We start from the raw sequence: 22519 nt of genomic DNA on the forward strand, positions 1-22519 counted from the left end.
CGATCAGCAGGAGGGAGCACATCATGGGCAACCCTGAAGGGTCCGCTCGTCGTCGGCCCGAGGAGCAGCAGCTCGGGCCGGTGCTGAGGAGGCGGGGCCAGGTGCAGGCCGGCAGTACGACGGACCAGCGGCTGCTGGATTCGGCCGGGCCCTCCGAGTGGGTGCACACCGATCCGTGGCGGGTCCTGCGCATCCAGTCGGAGTTCATCGAGGGCTTCGGCACGCTGGCGGAGCTGCCGCCGGCGATCAGCGTGTTCGGCTCGGCCCGGACGCCGGCGGGGTCGCCGGAGTACGAGGCGGGCGTGCGGATCGGCGGCGCGCTCGTGGAGGCCGGCTTCGCGGTGATCACGGGCGGTGGCCCGGGCGCGATGGAGGCGGCCAACAAGGGCGCGCGGGAGGCCAATGGCCTCTCGGTCGGCCTCGGCATCGAGCTGCCCTTCGAGCAGGGACTCAACGAGCACGTCGACCTCGGGCTGAACTTCCGCTACTTCTTCGTCCGCAAGACGATGTTCGTGAAGTACAGCCAGGGCTTCGTGGTGCTGCCGGGCGGCCTCGGCACGCTGGACGAGATGTTCGAGGCCCTGACCCTGGTGCAGACCCAGAAGATCACCCGCTTCCCGATCGTGCTGTTCGGCACGGAGTACTGGAGCGGCCTGATCGACTGGCTGCGCAACACGGTGATCGCGCAGGGCAAGGCCTCGGAGAAGGACCTCTACCTGTTCCACGTCACGGACGACGTGGACGAGGCCATCGCCCTGGTGACGAAGGAAGTCGGCAAGTAGCCCGAGGTACGGACTAGGCCAGTCCCCGGCGGGCGACCGCCGGGGGCCGGTGGCCCTGGATGGCGCGGACCATGTCCAGGACCTGCCGCGTTTCCGCGACCTCGTGGACGCGGTAGACCTGGGCGCCGAGCCAGGCCGAGACGGCCGTGGTGGCCAGGGTGCCCAGCAGGCGCTCCTTGACGGGCTTGTCGAGGGTCTCGCCGACGAAGTCCTTGTTCGACAGCGAGACCAGCACCGGCCAGCCCGTCGCGGTCATCTCCGTGAGGCGGCGGGTGGCCTCCAGGGAGTGGCGGGTGTTCTTCCCGAAGTCGTGGCCCGGGTCGATCATGATCGACTCCCGGGGGACGCCCAGGGCCGCCGCCCGCTCCGCGAGCCCGACCGTGACGCGCAGGATGTCCTCCATGACGTCCTCGTACGAGGTCCGGTGCGGCCGCGTGCGCGGCTCGACCCCGCCCGCGTGGGTGCAGACGATGCCGGCGCCGTAGCGCGCGGCGACCTCCGCGAGCTTGGGGTCGACCCCGCCCCACGCGTCGTTCAGCAGGTCGGCCCCGGCCTCGCAGACCGCCTCGCCGACCTCGTGCCGCCAGGTGTCGACGCTGATCACCACGTCCGGATGGCGACGCCGCACGTCGGCGACGAACCCGACCGTGCGCCGGGCCTCCTCGGCCGCGTCCACGTGCTCGCCGGGCCCGGCCTTGACCCCGCCGATGTCGATGATCGCCGCGCCCTCGGCGACCGCCTGCTCGACCCGGTCCAGGGCCGGCTCGTCACGGAAGGTCGCGCCCTGGTCGTAGAAGGAGTCAGGGGTCCGGTTCACGATGGCCATGATCACTGGCTCGTGGGTGTCGAACTCGCGCCTGCCCAGTCGCAGCATCCTGCTCTTTCCTCCTTCGGCGGCCCTTGCGCCTCGCCTGTGACCTTAACCTGGTGGCCGGAGTCTCTCAGGGGAGTTGATCGTGTTCGCGTTCTTGCTCATCGCACTGATCGTGGTCGTCGCTGCGGTCACCCTGGCGGTGATCGGCGGCGGATCCGAGGCCGTGCTGCCGGAGGCCGAGCCGGACCGGGTGGCGGACGTCCTGCCGGAGAACCGACCCGTCGTACGGGCCGACATCGACGAGCTGCGGCTGCCGGTCGCGCCGCGCGGCTACCGGATGGCCGAGGTGGACGACGTACTGGAGCGGCTGGCGGCGGAGCTGGCGGAGCGCGACGCGCGGATCGCCGAGCTCAGCGCCGCCGTGGAGGCCGGGACCGGTCCGGTGAGCCTGACCAAGGCCGCCGATCAGTGAGCGGGGTCGTCGCCGGGCCCGACGGAGGGCTGCGGTGCCCCTGGGGGCTGTCCACCGCGGACTACATCACCTACCACGACAGCGAGTGGGGGCGTCCGGTCCACGGGGACGACGCCCTGTACGAGCGGCTGTGCCTGGAGGCGTTCCAGTCGGGGCTCTCCTGGCTGACGATCCTGCGCCGGCGCGAGGGGTTCCGGGCGGCCTTCGCGGGCTTCGAGATCGCCGCGGTCGCGGAGTTCGGGGCGCCGGACGTGGAACGGCTCCTCGGCGACGAGGGGATCATCCGCAACCGGGCCAAGATCGAGGCGACCCTGGCCAACGCGAAGACCCTGGTCGGGTGGCGGGCGGGCGAACTGGACGCCCTGGTCTGGTCCCACGCCCCGGCACCGGGCCGGGCCCCGAGGAGCACCACCGAGATCCCGGCGGTGACCCCGGAGTCCACGGCCCTGGCCAAGGCCCTGAAGAAGGCGGGCATCCGCTTCGTCGGCCCGACGACGGCCTACGCCCTGATGCAGGCCTGCGGACTGGTCAACGACCACCTCGCCCGCTGCGTGGCGCGCGACCCGGCCTGACGGGCGGGTCCCGGGGTCGGGGTCAGCGCCCCAGGTAGCGCGGGGCTTCCTTCGCCAGGAAGGCCGCGACGGCGATCCCGTGGTCCTCGGAGGCGCCCGCGCGGGACTGGAGCACGTCCTCGTGGTCCAGGGCCTCCGAGAGGGAGTGCGAGGCCCCGTAGGCCAGGGACTCCTTCAGGGCCGCGTACGCGACCGTGGGGCCCTGCGCGAGGCGCCTGGCGACCGACGCCGCCTCCTCGGCGAGCTGCTCCGAGGGGACGACGCGGTTCGCGATGCCGAGGTCGAGGGCCTCCTGGGCCTTCACCGAGCGGGGGAAGAGCAGCAGATCCGCCGCGCGCGACCCCCCGATCAGCCGAGGCAGCGTCCACGAGACGCCGGAGTCCGCCGTCAGGGCGACACCCGCGAACGAGGTGTTGAAGGACGCGGTGTCCGCGACCACCCGGAAGTCCGCCGCCAGGGCGAAGCCGAAGCCCGCGCCCGCCGCGACGCCGTTCACGCCCGCCACCACCGGCTTCGGCATCTGCGTCAGCGCGCGGACGATCGGGTTGTAGTGCTCCGAGACCGTGCTCATGGTGAGCGAGGAGCCGCTCTCGCGGTCGGCCGCCAGGAAGCCGACGTGCTCCTTGAGGTCCTGGCCGACGCAGAACGCCCGGTTGCCGGCCGCGGTGAGCAGGACCGCCCGTACCGCCGGGTCCGCGGCCGCCGCCAGGGCCGCGTCGCGCAGGGCGACCTTGGTCTCGGTGTTCATGGCGTTCATGGCGTCGGGACGGTTGATCGTGATGGTCGCGAGTCCGTCGGTCACTTCGTAGAGCACGCTGTCGGCCATGGCGGGGGTCCCCCTTCGTCGCGGGCTGGCTACCGGCCGGTACCGGCCGGTGCAAGGGTCAGCATGGCGGACCGGACCTCGGTCGCACATGTGATGTGCGTCAAACAAACCGGACGGCAGGCGCGGGGCGCAGCGGCGAAGTATCGCAGGCGGCTCCCCGAAATGAGTGGTTTTGGTCAAGCGCGTTGCACAAGCGTTCCCGGCCGATGTTGGTCATCGGGTCCTGACATGCGGGATAATGGCCTGGAAGCAATGTGTTCGATGCCGGGTACTAGGCGCCTGAACGGGGCCGTCGGCTGACGATGAGCTGGTTTCAGGAAGGGGAACGAGCATGGCGGCCATGAAGCCGCGGACGGGCGACGGCCCGCTCGAGGTCACCAAGGAGGGGCGGGGCATCGTCATGCGCGTACCGCTCGAGGGCGGCGGTCGGCTCGTCGTCGAGCTGACTCCGGACGAGGCGGACGCCCTGGGTGACGCCCTGAAGAAGGTCGTCGGCTAGCCCTCGCGAGGGTACTGACGCACTGAAATCTCTGCACTGCCCCGGTCGCACACCGCGCCCGGGGCAGTGTTGTCTCCCCGCCCGGTTCTCCGCGGGTCGGTGCGGGTCGGCGCGGGTCGGGGCGGTGCGGGTCCGAGCAGGTTCGAGCAGGTCAGCGAGCGCTCAGCGCCGGACCGCGCACAGCAGGCCGTCGCCCACCGGCAGCAGGGCGGCCTCCAGGGCCGGGCTCTCGCGGACGCTGCGCAGCAGCTCGCGGACGCGGAGCACCTCCGGCGGCTGGGCCGCGGAGTCGACCGTGCGGCCGTCGGAGAAGACCCCCTCGAAGCAGACCAGCCCGCCGGGGCGCAGCAGGCGCAACGATTCGGCGAGGTAGTCGAGGGACTCGGTCGGGTCCCCGTCGCAGAAGACGAGGTCGTACCCGCCGTCCGTCAGCCGGGGCAGTACGTCGAGGGCGCGACCCGGGATGAAGCGGGCGCGGTTGCCGGCGAAGCCCGCGGCGCGGAAGGCCTGGCGGGCGAAGGCCTGCCGGTCGACTTCGGGGTCCACCGTGGTCAGCACCCCGTCCGGGCGCATTCCGTGCAGGAGGTGGATGCCGGACACGCCGGTTCCGGTGCCGATCTCGGCGACCGCCTTGGCGTCCGCGGTGGCGGCGAGCAGGCGCAGCGCGGCCCCGGTGCCGGGGGAGACGGAGCGCAGTCCCGCTTCCCTGGACCGGTCGCGGGCCCATCGCAGAGCGTCGTCTTCGGCGACAAACGCGTCGGCGAACGCCCAGCTCGTCTGCCGGTTGCCGGTAATGACCCTCTCCTGTCCCCATAGTTGGCGCAACGGTGACTGTATCCGCTGGAGTCGGGAACCCGCAGATGGGACCGGGCGTTGAGAGCAGTAGAAGCACAAAGGCGGTGCGGGACCCGGAGCCCGTGCAAAGTTACTGCAAAAACACTTATCCGGAGCTGACGGGAGGGGTGGCTATGGTAGGGAATCCGCTGGACACCACCAGAGCCGACAGGGGAGGTGCGGCTGCGCCTGTGGATCGTCGGGGTGTCCTCAGACGCCTCTTCCGGTCGGCGGGTGAGCCGAAATCCGTGACCGACATTGCTGACCGCTTCCGCACCGCAGACACCGCAACCACCGCGAGCTTTGCCGCCGATGCGGGCTCCCAGGCGTGGACCCCTCCCTCGTGGGAGGAGATCGTCAGCACGCACAGTGCGCGGGTCTACCGCCTGGCCTACCGGCTGACGGGCAACCAGCACGACGCCGAGGACCTGACGCAGGAAGTCTTCGTCCGCGTCTTCCGCTCGCTGTCCACCTACACGCCCGGCACGTTCGAGGGCTGGCTCCACCGGATCACCACGAACCTGTTCCTGGACATGGTCCGCCGCAAGCAGCGCATCCGCTTCGACGCGCTCGCCGACGACGCCGCCGAGCGGCTGCCGAGCCGCGAGCCCTCCCCCCAGCAGGCCCTGCACGACACCCACTTCGACGCGGACGTGCAGCAGGCGCTGGACACCCTCGCGCCCGAGTTCCGCGCCGCCGTGGTGCTGTGCGACATCGAAGGCCTGTCGTACGAGGAGATCGCCGCCACGCTCGGCGTCAAGCTCGGCACCGTGCGCAGCCGTATCCACCGGGGCCGTTCGCACCTGCGCAAGGCGCTCAAGCACCGGTCTCCCGAGGCCCGCGCGGAGCAGCGCGCGCTGGCGGGCGTGGCCGTGGGCGCCCCCGGCGCCGGGGGAGAGGGCGGAGCCGAGTGAGCGGGATCAGTCCGTCCCCGTCGCCTGCCGAACAACACCTGGGCGACCGGCTCGCCGGCCTCGTGGACGGGGAGCTGAGCCACGACGCGCGCGAGCGGGTGCTGGCGCACCTCGCGACGTGTCCCAAGTGCAAGGTCGAGGCCGATGCGCAGCGGCGCCTGAAAGCCATGTTCGTGGAGAGCGCGCCGCCGCCGCTGTCGGCCGGCCTGCTGGCCCGGTTGCAGGGACTGCCGGGAGGCGGCCCCGAAGGCCCGTCGGGCCCCTTCGGCCCGCCGCCGGGCGCCGACCCCTTCTCCTCCTCCTTCGCCTACGCGCCCCCCGAGGCGGCCGCCGCGCCGCAGTCCGGCTTCCGCATACACGAGGTGGGCCGGCACGAGGTGGGCCGGCACGAGGTGGGCGGCCGGCCGAGGCGCCGGTTCGCTTTCGTGGCCGCCGGAGCCGTGTCGCTCGCGGCGATCGCGCTGGGCGGCACGCTGCCGATGGACGCGATCGAGCCCAATGCCCGGGGCGAGGCCCCGGCCACGCGTCCGGGTCCGGTGGTGCCCGTGTTCGACGCGGTGGTCCGCGAGAACCGGATGCCGAACCCGGGCGTGGTCCCGACGCTCCGCGCGGAGCTGCCCGTGGCCTCCGCCGCGGTCTCGCCGTCCGCCACGCCCTCGGCCCGGCCGGTGTCGCTGTCCCGCTGACGTCCGCCGGCCCGCCCGCCGTTCGCGGGCGCCCGGGAGGGCGTCCGCGGGAACGCCTTTGTGTGCGCCCCGCCGGTGGGGTGCGGGCCGGACCTGGTTGAATCGGCGGCACATGCCGCCCCGGTGGCCGGCGGAGCCAGGTACGCGGGGAGCGCCCATGTCCGACAGTCAGCAGACCGATCCGGCGCCGGACCCGGCCCCCGCTCCGGTGCCCCGCTGGTGGAGCCGGCCCGACGGGCCCGTGGAGCTGCGCGAGGCGTCCGTACCGGCCCCGAGGGCCGCGTCGGACGCGGACCCGGGGACGGGGCCCAAGTACGACCCCTGGAGTGCGGGGCCGCTGCAGGCGGTGGACCGGGGCAAGGCGGGGCCGCGCGGGATCCGGCTGAGCCGGGGCCTCGCCCTCGGCATCGGGGTCGCCCTCCTCGCCGGCGGCATCGGCGGCTACGTCGGCGTCCTCGCCGAACGGCAGGCCAACACGCGCCTCGAACTTCCCCAGGCGGCCGCCGCCGCCGACACGGGCCGCGCGCCCGAGAGCGTCGCCGGGATCGCCGCCACCGCGCTGCCCGGCGTGGTCACCCTGCACGTCAAGGGGGCGCAGAGCAGTTCGACGGGCACCGGCTTCGTCCTCGACGGCCAGGGCCACATCCTCACCAACAACCACGTCGTCAACGGCGCCCAGAACATAACGGTCACCTTCAGCACCGGCGAGAGCGTCGCCGCCGAGCTGGTCGGCGGCGACACCGGCTACGACCTGGCCGTCGTCAAGGTCACCGGCGTACGGGGCCTGCGCCCGCTCGCGCTCGGCAACTCCGAGAACGTCAAGGTCGGCGACCCGGTCGTGGCCATCGGAGCCCCCTTCGACCTCTCCAACACCGTCACCGCCGGCATCATCAGCGCCACCGGCCGCCCCATCACCGCGGGCGGCGACAAGGGTGACGGCAGCGACGTCAGCTACGTCGACGCCCTCCAGACCGACGCCCCCATCAACCCCGGCAACTCGGGAGGCCCGCTCCTCGACGCCAAGGCCCAGGTCATCGGCATCAACAGCGCCATCCGGGGCGGCGGCGACAGCGGCGACGGCGGCGGCGAGGGTTCGGGGCAGCAGCGCGGCAGCATCGGCCTCGGCTTCGCCATCCCCGTCAACCAGGGCAAGCGCGTCGCCGAGGAGCTGATCCGCACCGGCCGCGCCACGCACCCCGTCATCGGCGTCACCCTCGACATGCAGTACTCCGGCGACGGGGCCCGCGTGGGGGACGAGGGCGAGGGCGGGAAGCCGGCCGTCACCGCCGGCGGGCCGGGAGCCCGCGCGGGGATCAAGCCGGGCGACGTGATCACCAAGGTCGACGGGGTGCGCGTACACGGCGGCGACGAGCTCGTCATCAAGATCCGGGCCCACCGGCCGGGCGATCCGCTCACGCTCACCGTGCTGCGCGACGGACGGGAGCGCACGCTGGAGGTGGTCCTCGGGTCGGCGAACGGATCATGACGGGAGGGTGAAAGGGGACCCGGTCCGGCAATCAGCCGGTCCTGGTGTATTGGCCTGTGGACCCGGCCGGGTACCGTGTGTCGGGCCGGACGTGAAGAGAGCCGAGGAGCGGCAAGGTGTTCAACGACATAGGCGCACTCGAGCTGGTCACGATCGTGGTGCTCGCCATTCTCATCTTCGGCCCGGACAAGCTGCCCAAGGTCATCCAGGACGTCACGGGCGTCATCCGGAAGATCCGCGCGTTCTCGGACAGTGCGAAGCAGGACATCCGCTCCGAACTCGGCCCGGAGTTCAAGGACTTCGAGTTCGAGGACCTGAACCCGAAGAACTTCATCCGCAAGCAGCTGACGGAGAACGAGGACCTCAAGGAGATCCGCGGCAGTTTTGACCTCCGCAAGGAGCTCAATGACGTCACCGACGCGGTGAACGGCAAGGAGGCCGATCCGGCCCCGGCCCCGGCCATCGCGGACTCGGCCGCGCCCGCCCAGGGCACCGGACCCGACATGGTCAAGAAGCCCGCCGCCCCGGCGCAGGACCAGCGCACGCCCTTCGACGCCGACGCGACCTGACGCCACCCGACACCACCCGCGCGCCCGCCTGCCCGGTGATCCGGGGTCGGATGGCTATCCTCCATGAGTCCGGACCAGGAAGCCCGACCGAGGGGGTCCCCCCAGCGAAGCGAGGGGGAGGGCCGTTCCGGACTCCACGGAACGAGAGGCCGCTCAGATGGAGACGACGAGCAGTAGCCGGGTAGGCGTGCAGCCCGCCGAGGCATCCGCACAGACGCAGACCGACCCGCAGGAGCATCCGGAGCCCCGGCAGCCCGACGAGGCTGCCGCGCCCGTCCCGGCGGCCCGCCGGGCCGCGGAGGGCTATTTGCGGGCCGACTTCCCCTGGTACGGGCTGGACGGCGCCTTCACCGGCCCCCGTTGGCTCATGCAGGTGGGCATCGGCGCGGACGGCCGTGTGGAGCACGGTTCCACCGGCCACGGAGACGAGCCCTCCGCCCGGGGCGAGATCGCCACCGGAGAGAAGGAGCGCTTCGCGGTGGTCGTCACCGTCGCCAGCAATCCCCTGCGGCGCAGCGGCGACGGCACCGGCGTCCTGGAGGCCACCTCGGTCTCCTCGGCGGCCTGGCTGGCCGGCTCGGGGCTGCTGGCCTACAGCTGGCCCGGGCAGATGGACCACAGCCTGCGCAACGACTGGCTCGACCAGCAGACCGAGGCCGCGTGGGAGCTCGCGGACGACCTGGGCGGCGAGGACTGGTCGACGCTGTCGCTGCCCGTGGACGGGGAGCCGACGCCGTTCCACTACCGGGAGTCGGAGTTCGGCTGGGTGCTCGCCGGCTCGACCGGCAGCGGGGTGCACCTGGGTGCGTTCGGGCGGGGGATGAGCGCGTACGGGCTCGGGTTCTCGGTCATCGGGGACCTGGCCGCGTACGAGTGACCGCGTACGAGTAGCCGGGTACGGGAAAGGGCACCGCCGGCGGCGGTGCCCTTCGCGTCGCGTCGCGGACCTCCGCGCGGCCGGGTCAGAACTTGTTGCGCGGGGTGATGCCCAGGGACATGCCCGCCAGGCCGCGTGCGCGGCCGCCGAGCTTGCCCGCGATGGCGCGCAGGGCCGCGCCGGCGGGGGAGTCGGGGTCGGACAGGACGACCGGGGTGCCGTCGTCGCCGCCCTCGCGCAGGCGGACGTCGATCGGGATCGAGCCCAGCACCGGCACCGACGCGCCGACCGTCTTGGTCAGTCCGTCGGCGACCTTCTGGCCACCGCCCGAGCCGAACACGTCGACCATCTCGTCGCAGTGCGGGCACGGCAGCCCGGACATGTTCTCGACGACGCCGACGATCTTCTGGTGCGTCTGCACGGCGATCGAGCCGGCCCGCTCGGCGACCTCGGCCGCCGCCTGCTGCGGGGTGGTCACGACGAGGATCTCGGCGTTCGGCACCAGCTGGGCCACGGAGATCGCGATGTCGCCCGTGCCCGGCGGCAGGTCGAGCAGCAGCACGTCCAGGTCGCCCCAGAAGACGTCGGCCAGGAACTGCTGGAGGGCCCGGTGGAGCATCGGACCGCGCCAGACCACCGGCGCGTTGCCCGGGGTGAACATGCCGATGGAGATGACCTTCACGCCGTGCGCCGACGGCGGCATGATCATGTTCTCGACCTGGGTGGGGCGGCCGCTGACGCCGAGCATGCGCGGCACGCTGTGGCCGTAGATGTCGGCGTCGACGACACCGACCTTGAGTCCGTCGGCCGCCATCGCCGCCGCGAGGTTCACGGTGACCGAGGACTTGCCGACGCCGCCCTTGCCGGAGGCGACCGCGTAGACGCGGGTCAGCGAGCCGGGCTGGGCGAAGGGGACCTCGCGCTCGGCGGTGCCGCCGCGCAGGGTCGTCGCGAGGGCCTTGCGCTGCTCGTCGCTCATCACGTCCAGCGTGACGGCGACCGAGGTGACGCCGGGGACGTCCTGCACGGCCCCGGTGACGAGGTTGGTGATCGTCTCGCGCATGGGACAGCCCGACACGGTGAGGTACACGGTGACGGCGACCGCGCCGTCAGCGCCGATGTCCACCGATTTGACCATGCCCAGCTCGGTGATCGGCCGGTGGATCTCGGGGTCGTTCACCGTCGCCAGCGCGTCCAGGATCGCGTCCTGCTCGGGTACGGCGGCGGCGTCGGCGGAGCTTGTGTCGGTAGCCATGCCCCGATGGTACGGCGCCGCGGCGGGCCTCGGGAAAGGCCGTCAGCGGTCGCCTTCGTCACTCTCCGCCGGGAATAGCCTCCGCTCGTCCATCTCCTTGATCAGGTCCTGGAACTCGGAGCGGATCCAGTCGCGCGTGGCGACCTCGCCCAGACCCATCCGAAGGGCCGCGATCTCGCGCGTCAGGTACTCGGTGTCGGCCAGGGAGCGCTCGTTCTGCTTGCGGTCCTGCTCGAGGTTGACCCGGTCCCGGTCGTCCTGCCGGTTCTGCGCGAGCAGGATCAGCGGGGCGGCGTAGGAGGCCTGCAGCGACAGCATCAGCGTCAGGAAGATGAACGGGTACTGGTCCCAGCGCAGATCCTCCGGCGCGAAGATGTTCCACAGCACCCAGAGGATGATGACGACGGTCATCCAGACGATGAACCGGCCGGTGCCCAGGAACCGCGCGACCCGCTCCGAGAGCCGGCCGAACGCCTCGGGGTCGTATTCGGGAAGCAGCCGCCGGCGGGCCGGGCGCGGCAGGTCCAGCCGCGCGCGCGAGCGCGACAGCGCGCTCGCCCCCGTCGACTGGCCCGACTGGCCGGCCTTCGCCCGCTCGCCGCGCTCGAAGGAAGAACGTTCCGCCCGCTCCGCGGCGGCCTCGGCGAGCCCGTACTCGCGCGCCTGGGCCCGCGCCCGCTCGCGCCGCTCCCGGACCTGCTCCCGGCGCCGCTCGCGCCGCGGCTCCCGGTCCGACTGCTCGCCGCGCCCCCGCTCAGTGGTCACGGACGGCCCCTTCCCCGCGCTCGGAATCCTCGTACGCCTCGAGTCCCTCGGGGCCCTCGGCGTGGAAGTCGGTCTCCCGCCAGTCGTCCGGCAGCAGGTGGTCCAGGACGTCGTCGACGGTCACCGCGCCCAGCAGCGAGCCGCTCTCGTCGACGACGGGCACCGCGACCATGTTGTACGCGGCCAGGTAGCTGGTCACCACCGGCAGCGAGGCGTCCGGCCGCAGCGGCGCCAGGCCCGTGTCCACGATCGAGCTGACCAGCGTGAACGGCGGGTCCCGCAGCAGCCGCTGGAAGTGCACCGTCCCCAGGTACTTGCCCGTCGGCGTCTCGTCCGGCGGCCGGCACACGTACACCTGCGCCGCCAGCGCCGGCGAGAGGTCCGCCTGCCGTACGCGGGCCAGCGCGTCGGCGACCGTGGCGTCGGGCCGCAGCACGATCGGCTCCGTCGTCATCAGACCGCCCGCGGTGTTCTCCTCGTACGACAGCAGGCGCCGCACGTCGGCCGCGTCGTCCGGCTGCATCAGCGTCAGCAGCCGCTCCTTGTCGTCCTCGGGCAGCTCGGACAGCAGGTCGGCCGCGTCGTCCGGGTCCATCGCCTCCAGGACGTCGGCCGCGCGCTCCTCCTTCAGCTTCCCGAGGATCTCCACCTGCTCGTCCTCGGGCAGCTCCTCCATGACGTCGGCGAGCCGGTCGTCGTCGAGGGCGCTGGCCACCTCGGCGCGCCGCTTCGGCGTCAGGTGGTGCAGCACGTTGGCGACATCGGCCGGGCGCATCTGCTCGAAGGTGGCGACCAGGTTCTCGGCGCCCTGCCCGTGCTCCTCCAGCGAGAAGCCGGTGACCGCAGACCACTCCACGGTCAGGGTCTCGCCGCGGCGGCGCAGCGCGCCCGCCTTGCCCTTGCGCACGAAGATCCGGTCGATCTCCCAGTCCCGGCGGGCCGGCAGCTGCTGGATGGCCACGTCGAGGACGGTGACCTCCTCGTCGTCCGCGACCAGGCGCACCCGCCGGTCCAGCAGTTCACCGAGGATCAGCCGCTCGGTGGGACGCTGCTCGAAGCGCCGCATGTTGACGACGCCCGTGGTGATGACCTGACCCGACGCGACGCCCGTCACCCGGGTCATGGGCAGGAAGATCCGGCGCCGGCTGACGACTTCGACCACCAGGCCGAGCAGTCTGGGCGGCCTGCCGCCCACCCGGAGCATCGCGACGAGGTCGCGCACGCGGCCCACCTGGTCGCCGTTGGGGTCGAAGACGGGCACACCCGACAGATGCGAGACGAAGATCCGTGGGGCGCCTGCCGCCATCCGAGCGCCTCCTACGAGCGTGCGTCATCCGTCGATCACCGGTACTGCCGTGCCTCAGGTTAGCCCGTGCCGCGCCGAACCTCCTGATGGGGCGGTCCGCACGGGCGTCCCCACGGGGACCGCGCGGGCGCCGCGCGGGGGCTCCCGTACGGGCGGGTACGCTGCCAGCTGCCCGCAGACGACCGACGAGAGGCACCTGCCCGTGACCGACTGTTCCCCCGCCGCACGGCTGCGCCGGGCCGCCTTCGTCGGGGCCCTGTGCGCGGGCCTGGCCGTCGCCGCCACGGGGTGCGGGGCGGACCCCGACGAGGGCACGAACGGGGTGGGCAAGCTCCCCGCCGACCAGATCGAGAGCAAGGCGCAGGCGGCCGTCTCGGGTGCGCGGTCGGTCCACCTGTCCGGCACCCTCATCAGCGGCGGCAAGTCCTTCACCCTCGACATGCGCCTCGGCGCGGACGGCGGATCCGGCGAGGTGAAGGCACCGGACGACACCACCTTCCAGCTGCTGCGGGTCGGGGAGCAGCTCTACCTCAAGGCGGGCGCCGCCTTCTGGGGCCAGTCCGAGGCGGCCGGCAAGCTCGGCGACAAGTTCGTCAAGGTGCCCGAGGGCGACCCCTCGTACAAGAAGTTCCGCGGCTTCACCGACATGCACGTGTTGTTGGAGGGGCTGCTCGGGCTCGACGGGACGCTCACCAAGGGCGACTACACCAAGGTCGGGCACACCCGGGCCGTCCAGGTCACGGCGGACGAGGGCAAGGGCGGCAAGCTCGCGGTCTCCCTGGAGGGCACGCCCTACCCGCTGCTCATGGAACGCGCGGGCGGCGCGGGCCGGGTGGTCCTCGCCGAGTGGGGCAAGCCGGTCGAGCTCACCGCGCCCGCGCAGGACCAGACGGTGGACTACGGCTCCCAGCTGCCCACGACCAAGGAGCAGGGGGCGGATCCCGCGCAGCCCGCGCCCAAGGGCTCCGGCCAGGGCACGGCGCCCAAGCGCTGACCCGGCTCCGGCTCCGACGGTGGCCCGGTCACAGCACTAGCGGGCCGCCTTCTTCCGCTTGAACAGCAGCTTCGGCAGCGCGGCCGGCATCGGCCGGCGGGTCGTCGCAGGGGAGCCGGGCGGGGCCGCGGCCAGCGAGCCCTGCGGCAGTTCGTCCCGCACCGACAAGGGCTCCAGGCGCAACAGCCGGCACTCGCGCGCCCACCGCTCGGTCATCTGCGCCGAGTCGGGCGCGTTGAGCCGCTTGCCCTTGAGCTCGGCCACCGCGGCCTCCCACGGCTCGCTCCCGGGCACGAGCTCCCGTACGGTCGCCGTCCACGCGACGAGCCGGCCGCCCTTGTCCTTGCTGCGCACGGTCACCTCGGCGGCCGCCCCGTCCGCGAGTCCCGGGAACGGCTGCTCCCCGGGCCCGTCGCCGAGCACGTGCGCCGCGCCGTTCACCCAGGCGTGCCACAGGCCCCGGTCGGCCCCGGTGCCGCGGACCCAGATGAGGCCGGACTTCTTGGTGGCCTCCTCGACGAGGGCCAGATCGAGCGCGCTGAGAGTCATGCGCACAGGGTAGCCAGAGGGGCGCGCGCCCCTACAGCCAGCCGTGGCGCCGCAGCGCCCGGTGGATCGTGAAGCAGGTGCCGGCGATCGTGGCCATCACCATCGGATAGCCGTAGCGCCACTGGAGCTCCGGCATGTGCTCGAAGTTCATCCCGTACACGCCGCAGATCATCGTCGGCACGGCGATGATCGCCGCCCATGAGGTGATCTTGCGCATGTCCTCGTTCTGGGCGACGGTCGCCTGCGCCAGATTGGCCTGGAGGATGGAGTTCAGCAGCTCGTCGAAGCCGACGACCTGCTCGTGCACGCGCGCCAGGTGGTCGGCGACGTCGCGGAAGTACTTCTGGATGTCCGGGTCCACGAGCCGCATCGGCCGCTCGCTGAGCAGTTCCATGGGCCGCAGCAGCGGGGAGACGGCCCGCTTGAACTCCAGCACCTCGCGCTTGAGCTGGTAGATGCGGCCCGCGTCGCCGCCGCGCGCGGCGCCTTTGGCGGGGGCGGCGAAGACGTCGCTCTCGACCTCGTCGATGTCGTCCTGGACGGCGGAGGCGACGGCGATGTAGCCGTCGACGACGTGGTCGGCGAGGGAGTGCAGAACGGCGGACGGCCCCTTGGCCAGGAGCGCCGGGTCGTCCTGGAGGCGGTGGCGCAGTCCCTTGAGGGAGCCCTGGCCGCCGTGCCGGACGGTGATGACGAAGTCGGGGCCGGTGAAGCACATCACCTCGCCGGTCTCCACGACCTCGCTGGTGGCGGTGAGTTCGGCGTGCTCGACGTAGTGGATCGTCTTGAAGACGGTGAACAGGGTGTCGTCGTAGCGCTCCAGCTTGGGCCGCTGGTGCGCGTGCACCGCGTCCTCCACGGCGAGCGGGTGCAGCCCGAACACGGCGGCGATCCCCGCGAACTCGTCCTCGGTCGGCTCGTGCAGGCCGATCCACGCGAAACCGCCGTCCTCGCGGACCCGGCGCATCGCCTCACGGGGCGTCAGGCAGTCGCGTCCCGGGGCGCGCCGGCCGTCGCGGTAGACCGCGCAGTCGACCACCGCGCTGTTGGCGGACGGGTCGCGGGTGGTGTCGTAGCCGGGCTGGATCGGGGTGGACCTGCGCAGCGCGGGACGGACGGCGGCACGGAGGTAGGGCAGCATCGACATCGCGGGCTCCTTCTCGCGCACGGCTGCGGACCGTACGGGTGGGAGGTCCTTCCGAGGAGCGGGATCGCCGCGGCGGGCAGGCCCGGGCGAGCGGAAGGAGACAGGACGGGAGGACAAAGTTCTGCCGTCGCTCTTCGACTGATCCGAACGGGCGGATCAAAGGGGGCGCGGCGCGCCCGGCAGGGAAGCGGAAGAGCGATTGGTACTGCACGATCGACTTCGATGCACCGCAGCCCCACCTCCTCCGGCCGGTCCCCCGTGGGGGACGTCCTGTCGCCGGGGCACTGAAACTTCTCTTCTGAGAGCGTCCCCGACCAACGGTCAACGATATCAGCCGACGGATGGTCAAGACCCGCCCTTTACCCGGCTGATACGAGTTCTATGCTCGTTCCATGGCAGAAATTCTGGCCCTTGTGGAAGCCCGGCTGCGCGGTGCGCTCGGCGAACCCGACGCCCGCGCCGCCGTCACCTTCCTGGGCACCGACCGCATCGAAGTCCTCCGCTTCACCGAGGGCGACCTCGTGCGGTACGCGACCCTCGGCATGTCCGCCCACCCGATGACCGACCCGACGGCCGTGGTCGCCGATCCGCTGCGGGGCCCGCGCGCGGAGCTCGTACTGACCGTGCGGGGAGGACTCGCGCCCACCGACAAGCTGCTGCGGCCGCTGGCGGTGCTGGCGGCGGCCCCGCAGGTGGAGGGGCTCGTCGTGGCCCCCGGCGCCTCGCTGGACGTGGGGGAACCGCTGTGGGACGGGGCACCGTTCACCTCCGTGCTGGTCGCGGAGCCGGGCGGGCTGGTGGAGGACGTGGAGCTGGCGGACCCCATGGACCCGGTCGCCTTCTTCCCCCTCCTGCCGATGACGGCGAACGAGGCGGCGTGGAAGCGGGTGCACGGCGCGGCCGCCCTGCAGGAACGCTGGCTCGCGCGCGGCACCGATCTGCGGGACCCTCTGCGTACGGCGGTCGCGCTGGACTGATCGTCCGGCCGCCGGGCTGCCCGGACGGGTGATCGCGTCTTGACGGGGCGCGCGGCGGGGAGGAGCGTGGCTTCTTATGAGGGGCGAACCGAGTTGCCCGAAGTGCGGTGGCCGGGTCAGGGCGCCCGGCCTCTTCGCCGACTCCTGGCAGTGCGCCCTGCACGGCACCGTGCATCCCCTGCAGCCCGTGGTCCCGCCGAGCGTCGAAGGCCTGAGCGTGGTGGCGAACCGGGCGCAGGTGCCGGTCTGGATGCCGTGGCCACTGCCCGTGGGATGGCTGTTCACCGGGGCGGCGTCGGCCGGTGACGACCGCAGCGGCGGCCGTGCCACCGCCGTGGCCTGCTCGGGCCCCGGGCCGCTGGGCGGCATCGGCGAACTCCTGCTGATCGCCGAGGAGCTGGGCGTCGGCCTGGGCGCGCGGTTCGCGGGCCTCGACGCCCCCGATCCAGGCCCCTTCATGAACGTCTCCGCGCCGCCGCACGCCAAGGTCGTCGCCGCGGGCCGCCCGACACCGCTCTGGCACGTCACCGGAGTCCCCGACGACCGGGCCGTCTTCGCCGGCGAGGCCCGCGGCCTGTGGCTGTGGGCCATCGTGTGGCCGGAGCAGTCGGGCCTCCTGATGTACGACGAGCTCGTCCTGACGGACCTCCGCGACGCCGGGGCCGAGCTCGAACTGCTGCCCTGCGGCGCGCTGAGTCCCCGCATCCTCTCCTCTTGACGCGCCGCTCGCGCGGCTCGGCGCCGGGGCGCCTCGCCGGCTTCGCGGCGCTGCGCCGGACTCCGTCCGGCGAGCGCCGGGGGCGGATCGCCGGTGGGGCCACGTCACCGCGCGGCGCGGGCGGACGGCGCTGGGGCCCGTGGAGGGAAATGGGGGCGGTATCCTGGAGTGTCCCCCCTGTCCGCGTGTGAACCCTGGAGCTCTGCTGTGCGCATCGATCTGCACGCGCACTCCACGGCCTCGGACGGTACGGACACCCCCGCCGAGCTGGTGCGCAATGCCGCCGCCGCGGGACTCGACGTCGTCGCGCTGACCGACCACGACACCGTCGCCGGATACCGCGAGGCGATCGACGCGCTGCCCGGCGGGCTGACCCTCGTCACCGGCGCCGAGCTGAGCTGCCGCCTCGACGGCATCGGGCTGCACATGCTCGCCTACCTCTTCGACCCCGAGGAGCCCGAGCTGTCCCGCGAGCGGGAGCTCGTGCGCGACGACCGCACGCCCCGCGCGCAGGCCATGGTCCGCAAGCTGCGGGACCTCGGCGTGGACATCACCTGGGAACGGGTGGACCGGATCGCCGGCGAGGGTTCCGTCGGGCGCCCGCACATCGCGGCCGCGCTCGTCGAGCTCGGCGTCGTCCCCACCGTGTCCGACGCCTTCACCCCGCACTGGCTCGCCGACGGCGGCCGCGCGTACGCCGAGAAGCACGAGCTCGACCCCTTCGACGCGATCCGCCTGGTCAAGGCGGCCGGCGGGGTCACCGTCTTCGCGCACCCGGCGGCCGTCAAACGCGGCCGCTGCGTCCCCGAGGACGCGATAGCCGCCCTCGCCGCCGCCGGGCTCGACGGCATCGAGGTCGACCACATGGACCACGACGCCGCCACCCGCGCGCGCCTGCGCGGCCTGGCCGCCGAGGTCGGGCTGCTGACCACCGGGTCCAGCGACTACCACGGCAGCCGCAAGACCTGCCTCCTCGGGGAGTACACGACCGACCCCGAGATCTACGGCGAGATCACCCGCCGTGCCACCGGGGCGTTCCCGGTTCCCGGCGCCGGTGGACGCCTGCGCGGCTGACCGCTGCCGCTGCACCGCCCACACCGCCCCTTTTTCGTGACACCCCTCTCCTGCAAGGCATCACTGTGCTCGATTTCGCCGTCTTCGGATCCCTCTTTCTCACGCTTTTCGTGATTATGGACCCCCCGGGGATCACGCCCATCTTCCTCGCCCTGACCTCCGGCCGCCCCGCCAAGGTGCAGCGCCGCATGGCCTGGCAGGCCGTCTGCGTCGCCTTCGGCGTCATCGCCGTCTTCGGCCTGTGCGGCCAGCAGATCCTGGACTACCTGCACGTCTCCGTGCCGGCCCTGATGATCGCGGGCGGTCTGCTGCTCCTGCTCATCGCGCTCGACCTGCTCACGGGCAAGACCGACGAGCCGAAGCAGACCAAGGACGTGAACGTCGCGCTCGTCCCGCTCGGCATGCCGCTGCTCGCCGGTCCCGGCGCGATCGTCTCGGTGATCCTGGCCGTCCAGAAGGCCGACGGGGTCAGCGGCCAGCTCTCCGTCTGGTCGGCGATCATCGCCATGCACGTCGTGCTGTGGGTGGTGATGCGGTACTCGCTCGTCATCATCCGCGTGATCAAGGACGGCGGCGTGGTCCTCGTGACGCGGCTGGCCGGCATGATGCTCTCCGCGATCGCCGTCCAGCAGATCATCAACGGCGTCCTCCAGGTGATCCACACCTCGTAGCGCCCTTCGCGCCTTCGGTGGTCTTGCCCCGCCGCGCATGCGAACGCCCCCGCACCGGAAACGGTGCGGGGGCGTCTGTGTGTGTCGGCGGCGGGCGGCGGTCGTCAGATGGACGCGGTCTCGGCCGGCCGGATCAGGATGCGCTGGCCGATGGCCGCGGCCTGCTGCACGATCCGGTTGACGGAGGCCGCGTCCACGACGGTGCTGTCCACGGCGATTCCGTCGACGTCGTCCAGGCGCAGAATCTCGAAGCGCATGGGGCTTCTCCCTTCGTCAGTGTTTCTCCTTGTACAGGGTTAACGAAGTGTAAGCCGCAAACATTCCCTACGCTAAGGAAATTTTTTCCTTGTCTAACTACTAACCGGTACCGGAGTCGTCAAACGGCCGTCGGAGCCTGCGCGAACGCCCCCCAGAACCGCACCAGCGCCGCCGCCGTGGCCGCCGGATCCTCGGCGTTCGGGGAGTGCTCCGTGCCCGGGACCACCACGCGCGCCGCACCGAGCCGGAGCGCCATGTCGTCCATCCACTCCACCGGCCACACCGGGTCCGCCGCCCCCGACAGCACCAGCTTCGCCAGCCCCGGCGCCGCCGCGGCGAGCTCGCCGATCCGGTCCGGCTCGCCGATCAGCGCGCGGCCGGTCACGATCAGCTGCTCCGGGACCGTCCCCACCCACCGTGCGCGCAGGAACGCGGCGAGCTCGGGGGAGTCCGGGGCCTGGTCGCGCGGGTCCATGGCGCGCATCGCCGTCCAGATGCCCGGCATGTCGTCGCCCAACGACTCCAGCGCCGAGACCAGCAGCTTCGTACGGGCCCGCTGCTCCTCGCAGACCGCGCCCGGCCCGCTGCTCAGCAGCGTGAGGCTGGCGTACGGCGCCGGGTCGCGGACCACGGCCGCGCGGGCGATCAGCCCGCCCAGCGAGTGCCCCAGCAGGTGCACCGGGCCGGCGGCGCCCAGGGCGGCCGTCTGCGCGAGGACGTCGCGCGCCAGCTCCTCCAGGGCGTACGGGGCTTCCGTGCGCGGCCCGCCGCTCTCGTGCTGGCCGCGCCCGTCGACGGCGACGACCCGGTAGCCGGCGGCGGCCAGCGGCGCGAGGAGGCCGATGAAGTCCTCCTTGCTGCCGGTGTAGCCGGGTACCAGCAGGGCCGTGCCGCGGGCCGGACCGGCGGGCGAGGCCTCGTGCACGGCGAACTCGCCGCGGGCCGTGGCCAGGCGGTGGGCGCGGGCCGCGGGCGGCAGGGACAGGGTCGGAGGCTTGCTCATGGCCCGAGGTTACCGGCCCGTACGCCTGTACGGGCAGCCGCTCGCGGAGCCCGGAGCCGGGTCCGGGTACGCCGATGGCCCCGACCCCCGGACAAGGGGATCGGGGCCATCGGACGGGTGCTCAGTCCTGCGGGGTCTCCACCGCGACGGCGGCCTTGCGGGTCCGCGTGCGCTTCGGCTTGACCGGGGCCTCCTCGGCGACCGGCGCGGCCTCGGCGGCCGGAGCCTCCGGGGCGACGGCGGCGGCCTTGCGGGTCCGGGTGCGCTTCGGCTTGACCGGAGCCTCCTCGGCGACCGGAGCGGCGGCGGCCTCGGCCACCACCTCGGCGGCCGGAGCCTCCGGAGCGGCGACGGCGGCCTTGCGGGTCCGGGTGCGCTTCGGCTTGACCGGAGCCTCCTCGGCGACCGCGACCGCGACGGCGACCGGGGCCTCGACCACGGCGGCCTGCGCGACGGCCTCGGCCACCGGGGCTGCCGCGGCGACCGGGGCGGCCGCTGCCTTGCGCGGGGCACGGACGGGGCGGCGCGGCGCGCGCACCGGCTCCACCAGCGGGGCCATCTGGAAGTCCGGCTCCGGCTCCCTGACGACGGGCGCCAGGGGCTCGAGCACGGCCACGGGGGCCACGAAGGACGCGGCCGGCGCGGCGGACCGGGTCCGGCGGCGGCGCGGCTTGCGCGACTCGTCGGCGGCCGGGGCCTCCGGAGCGTCGACCACCGGGGTGACCGGCGCGGGGACCGTGGTGGCCACCGTGGCGATCACGGTCTCGGGGCCCTGCTCCGAACCGCCGCGGGTGCGGCGGCGCTGGCGCGGCGTACGGGTCCGGGCGGGACGCTCCTCGGCCACCGGCGCGGCGGCGGCGGCGGGGCCGCGGCCCTCCCGGTTGTCGCGGCCGCCACGGCCACCGCGGCCGCCGGTCTCGCCCAGGTCTTCCAGGTTCTCGGCCTTCAGGCCCGCCCGCGTGCGCTCGGCGCGAGGCAGGGTGCCCTTGGTGCCGGCCGGGATGTTCATCTCCTCGAACAGGTGCGGGGACGTGGAGTACGTCTCGACCGGGTCGTGGAAGTCCAGCTCCAGCGCCTTGTTGATCAGCTGCCAGCGCGGGATGTCGTCCCAGTCGACCAGGGTGACGGCGATGCCCTTCTTGCCCGCGCGGCCGGTGCGGCCCACGCGGTGCAGGAAGGTCTTCTCGTCCTCGGGCGTCTGGTAGTTGATGACGTGGGTGACACCCTCGACATCGATGCCGCGCGCGGCGACGTCGGTGCAGACCAGCACGTCGACCTTGCCGTTGCGGAAGGCGCGCAGCGCCTGCTCGCGGGCGCCCTGGCCGAGGTCGCCGTGGACGGCGCCGGACGCGAAACCGCGCTTCTCCAGCTGCTCGGCGATGTCGGCCGCGGTGCGCTTGGTGCGGCAGAAGATCATGGCCAGGCCACGGCCCTCGGCCTGCAGGATGCGGGAGACGAGCTCCGGCTTGTCCATGTTGTGCGCACGGAAGACGTGCTGCGTGGTGTTGGCGACGGTCGCGCCCTCACCGTCCTCGGAGACGGCGCGGATGTGCGTCGGCTGCGTCATGTACCGGCGGGCCAGGCCGATGACCGCGCCCGGCATGGTGGCCGAGAACAGCATGGTCTGGCGCTTCGGCGGCAGGTAGCTCATGATCCGCTCGACGTCGGGCAGGAAGCCCAGGTCGAGCATCTCGTCGGCCTCGTCCAGGACCAGGGCCCGGACGTGCGACAGGTCGAGCTTCTTCTGCCCGGCCAGGTCGAGCAGGCGGCCCGGGGTGCCGACGATGATGTCGACGCCCTTCTTGAGCGCCTCGACCTGCGGCTCGTAAGCGCGGCCGCCGTATATGGCGAGCACGCGGACGTTGCGGACCTTGCCCGCGGTCAGGAGGTCGTTGGTGACCTGGGTGCACAGCTCGCGGGTCGGAACCACCACGAGGGCCTGCGGGGCGTCGGTCAGCTGGTCGGGCCGCGCCCGGCCCGCCTCGACGTCCGCGGGGACGGTGACCCGCTCCAGCAGGGGAAGGCCGAAACCGAGCGTCTTGCCGGTACCGGTCTTGGCCTGGCCGATGACGTCCGTGCCGGAAAGGGCGACGGGGAGGGTCATCTCCTGGATCGGGAAGGGGGACACAATGCCGACGGCCTCGAGGGCTTCGGCCGTCTCGGGAAGGATCCCGAGGTCTCGGAACGTAGTCAGGGTGCTGCCTCTTCTGTGAGACGCGGCGCGAGGCGGCGAGAGGGGGTCGTACCGTGCCGGGCTTGCAGTACTACGCCCGCCCATTTTCGGGCGAGCCGTACAGAGCTGCGCGGGACCACTAGCCTTCGCTCAAGCGCTTTATGCCGCTGAGGGGGCCCCTCGTGGGACGCGGTACGCATGAACGTACGCATCACGCCGAGGGCGGTCGGGTGGAGCCGATCGGGCCACCGACCGGGCATCCTCATTCGGATGGCCCGCCGAGTGTTCGGCAGGCGCA

24 protein-coding genes and 1 pseudogene are annotated in these 22519 nt (G+C 72.8%); 14 read left to right on the forward strand and 11 right to left on the reverse strand.

Annotated features, from left to right (window positions below; genetic code table 11):
* Positions 1-23 precede the first annotated feature (23 nt).
* Complete coding sequence (locus DRB89_RS07765) at positions 24-782, forward strand: TIGR00730 family Rossman fold protein (protein ID WP_112448707.1); 759 nt, start codon at positions 24-26, stop codon at positions 780-782.
* Positions 783-795: 13 nt separating this feature from the next.
* On the opposite strand, the gene folP is transcribed toward DRB89_RS07765, so the two are convergent.
* Positions 796-1656 carry a dihydropteroate synthase gene (folP, locus tag DRB89_RS07770; RefSeq protein WP_112448708.1) on the reverse strand — a complete coding sequence of 287 codons (861 nt, stop codon included), beginning with the start codon at positions 1654-1656 and terminating at the stop codon, positions 796-798.
* Between the two features lie 76 nt (positions 1657-1732).
* Here folP and DRB89_RS07775 point away from each other — a divergent pair, with 76 nt between their 5' ends.
* The gene (locus DRB89_RS07775) at positions 1733-2068 is read left to right on the forward strand and encodes a DivIVA domain-containing protein (protein ID WP_112448709.1); all 336 of its coding nucleotides are present in this window, start codon (positions 1733-1735) and stop codon (positions 2066-2068) included.
* Complete coding sequence (locus DRB89_RS07780; RefSeq protein ID WP_112448710.1) at positions 2065-2640, forward strand: DNA-3-methyladenine glycosylase I; 576 nt, start codon at positions 2065-2067, stop codon at positions 2638-2640. Before DRB89_RS07775 ends, DRB89_RS07780 begins: the two co-directional genes overlap by 4 nt.
* A 22-nt stretch (positions 2641-2662) precedes the next feature.
* On the opposite strand, the gene DRB89_RS07785 is transcribed toward DRB89_RS07780, so the two are convergent.
* Positions 2663-3466, reverse strand: coding sequence for an enoyl-CoA hydratase-related protein (locus DRB89_RS07785; RefSeq protein WP_112448711.1), 804 nt, complete (start codon positions 3464-3466; stop codon positions 2663-2665).
* A gap of 331 nt (positions 3467-3797) precedes the next feature.
* Here DRB89_RS07785 and DRB89_RS07790 point away from each other — a divergent pair, with 331 nt between their 5' ends.
* A complete protein-coding gene (locus DRB89_RS07790) occupies positions 3798-3965 on the forward strand; it encodes a DUF3117 domain-containing protein (RefSeq protein WP_003966491.1) in 168 nt (55 codons plus the stop codon).
* A 162-nt stretch (positions 3966-4127) separates the two neighbouring features.
* Here the strand turns inward: DRB89_RS07790 and DRB89_RS07795 are convergent, their stop codons facing one another.
* A complete protein-coding gene (locus DRB89_RS07795; protein ID WP_112448712.1) occupies positions 4128-4790 on the reverse strand; it encodes a class I SAM-dependent methyltransferase in 663 nt (220 codons plus the stop codon).
* 143 nt (positions 4791-4933) lie between these two features.
* Here DRB89_RS07795 and sigE point away from each other — a divergent pair, with 143 nt between their 5' ends.
* From sigE to DRB89_RS07820, 5 genes and pseudogenes are all read left to right on the forward strand, one after another.
* The gene (gene sigE / locus DRB89_RS07800) at positions 4934-5713 is read left to right on the forward strand and encodes an RNA polymerase sigma factor SigE (RefSeq protein ID WP_112448713.1); all 780 of its coding nucleotides are present in this window, start codon (positions 4934-4936) and stop codon (positions 5711-5713) included.
* Positions 5710-6399, forward strand: a complete 690-nt coding sequence (locus DRB89_RS07805) for a zf-HC2 domain-containing protein (RefSeq protein ID WP_239516055.1) — start codon at positions 5710-5712, stop codon at positions 6397-6399. The genes sigE and DRB89_RS07805 overlap by 4 nt, the downstream gene beginning before the upstream one ends.
* Positions 6400-6787: 388 nt before the next feature.
* A pseudogene (locus tag DRB89_RS07810) lies at positions 6788-7885 on the forward strand (trypsin-like peptidase domain-containing protein); the annotation flags it as partial.
* Positions 7886-8001: 116 nt separating this feature from the next.
* Positions 8002-8454 carry a sec-independent translocase gene (locus DRB89_RS07815; RefSeq protein WP_112448715.1) on the forward strand — a complete coding sequence of 151 codons (453 nt, stop codon included), beginning with the start codon at positions 8002-8004 and terminating at the stop codon, positions 8452-8454.
* 157 nt (positions 8455-8611) lie between these two features.
* The gene (locus DRB89_RS07820) at positions 8612-9331 is read left to right on the forward strand and encodes a hypothetical protein (RefSeq protein ID WP_112448716.1); all 720 of its coding nucleotides are present in this window, start codon (positions 8612-8614) and stop codon (positions 9329-9331) included.
* Between the two features lie 85 nt (positions 9332-9416).
* Here DRB89_RS07820 and DRB89_RS07825 read toward each other — a convergent pair whose 3' ends face one another.
* The 3 genes from DRB89_RS07825 to DRB89_RS07835 all read right to left on the reverse strand — a co-directional run bounded on the left by DRB89_RS07825 (position 9417) and on the right by DRB89_RS07835 (position 12657).
* Positions 9417-10586 carry an Mrp/NBP35 family ATP-binding protein gene (locus tag DRB89_RS07825; protein ID WP_112448717.1) on the reverse strand — a complete coding sequence of 390 codons (1170 nt, stop codon included), beginning with the start codon at positions 10584-10586 and terminating at the stop codon, positions 9417-9419.
* Positions 10587-10628: 42 nt separating this feature from the next.
* Positions 10629-11135 carry a DUF1003 domain-containing protein gene (locus tag DRB89_RS07830; protein ID WP_204358023.1) on the reverse strand — a complete coding sequence of 169 codons (507 nt, stop codon included), beginning with the start codon at positions 11133-11135 and terminating at the stop codon, positions 10629-10631.
* 205 nt (positions 11136-11340) lie between these two features.
* Positions 11341-12657, reverse strand: a complete 1317-nt coding sequence (locus tag DRB89_RS07835; RefSeq protein WP_112448719.1) for a CBS domain-containing protein — start codon at positions 12655-12657, stop codon at positions 11341-11343.
* Positions 12658-12859: 202 nt separating this feature from the next.
* Between DRB89_RS07835 and DRB89_RS07840 the strand changes: the two genes are divergently transcribed.
* Positions 12860-13651 (forward strand): hypothetical protein, encoded by a 792-nt coding sequence (locus DRB89_RS07840; protein ID WP_112448720.1) that lies wholly within the window; start codon positions 12860-12862, stop codon positions 13649-13651.
* A gap of 36 nt (positions 13652-13687) precedes the next feature.
* Here the strand turns inward: DRB89_RS07840 and DRB89_RS07845 are convergent, their stop codons facing one another.
* Both DRB89_RS07845 and DRB89_RS07850 read right to left on the reverse strand, forming a co-directional pair.
* The gene (locus tag DRB89_RS07845) at positions 13688-14200 is read right to left on the reverse strand and encodes a hypothetical protein (RefSeq protein ID WP_112448721.1); all 513 of its coding nucleotides are present in this window, start codon (positions 14198-14200) and stop codon (positions 13688-13690) included.
* A gap of 31 nt (positions 14201-14231) precedes the next feature.
* Positions 14232-15347, reverse strand: coding sequence for a magnesium and cobalt transport protein CorA (locus DRB89_RS07850; RefSeq protein ID WP_112453405.1), 1116 nt, complete (start codon positions 15345-15347; stop codon positions 14232-14234).
* Between the two features lie 392 nt (positions 15348-15739).
* Here DRB89_RS07850 and DRB89_RS07855 point away from each other — a divergent pair, with 392 nt between their 5' ends.
* From DRB89_RS07855 to DRB89_RS07870, 4 genes are all read left to right on the forward strand, one after another.
* On the forward strand, positions 15740-16324 hold the full coding sequence (locus DRB89_RS07855; protein WP_112448722.1) for a suppressor of fused domain protein: 585 nt from the start codon (positions 15740-15742) through the stop codon (positions 16322-16324).
* Between the two features lie 76 nt (positions 16325-16400).
* A complete protein-coding gene (locus DRB89_RS07860) occupies positions 16401-17042 on the forward strand; it encodes a DUF6758 family protein (protein WP_112448723.1) in 642 nt (213 codons plus the stop codon).
* A 207-nt stretch (positions 17043-17249) separates the two neighbouring features.
* Positions 17250-18116 (forward strand): PHP domain-containing protein, encoded by an 867-nt coding sequence (locus DRB89_RS07865; RefSeq protein ID WP_112448724.1) that lies wholly within the window; start codon positions 17250-17252, stop codon positions 18114-18116.
* 65 nt (positions 18117-18181) lie between these two features.
* Positions 18182-18787, forward strand: coding sequence for a MarC family protein (locus DRB89_RS07870; RefSeq protein ID WP_112448725.1), 606 nt, complete (start codon positions 18182-18184; stop codon positions 18785-18787).
* 104 nt (positions 18788-18891) lie between these two features.
* Here DRB89_RS07870 and DRB89_RS43665 read toward each other — a convergent pair whose 3' ends face one another.
* The 3 genes from DRB89_RS43665 to DRB89_RS07880 all read right to left on the reverse strand — a co-directional run bounded on the left by DRB89_RS43665 (position 18892) and on the right by DRB89_RS07880 (position 22326).
* Positions 18892-19044 (reverse strand): hypothetical protein, encoded by a 153-nt coding sequence (locus DRB89_RS43665; RefSeq protein WP_204357714.1) that lies wholly within the window; start codon positions 19042-19044, stop codon positions 18892-18894.
* Between the two features lie 119 nt (positions 19045-19163).
* Positions 19164-20048, reverse strand: a complete 885-nt coding sequence (locus DRB89_RS07875) for an alpha/beta hydrolase (protein ID WP_112448726.1) — start codon at positions 20046-20048, stop codon at positions 19164-19166.
* A gap of 121 nt (positions 20049-20169) precedes the next feature.
* Positions 20170-22326, reverse strand: a complete 2157-nt coding sequence (locus DRB89_RS07880; protein WP_112448727.1) for a DEAD/DEAH box helicase — start codon at positions 22324-22326, stop codon at positions 20170-20172.
* Positions 22327-22519 lie beyond the last annotated feature (193 nt).

It is taken from the genome of Streptomyces sp. ICC4, from assembly GCF_003287915.1.
Lineage (GTDB): Bacteria > Actinomycetota > Actinomycetes > Streptomycetales > Streptomycetaceae > Streptomyces > Streptomyces tritrimontium.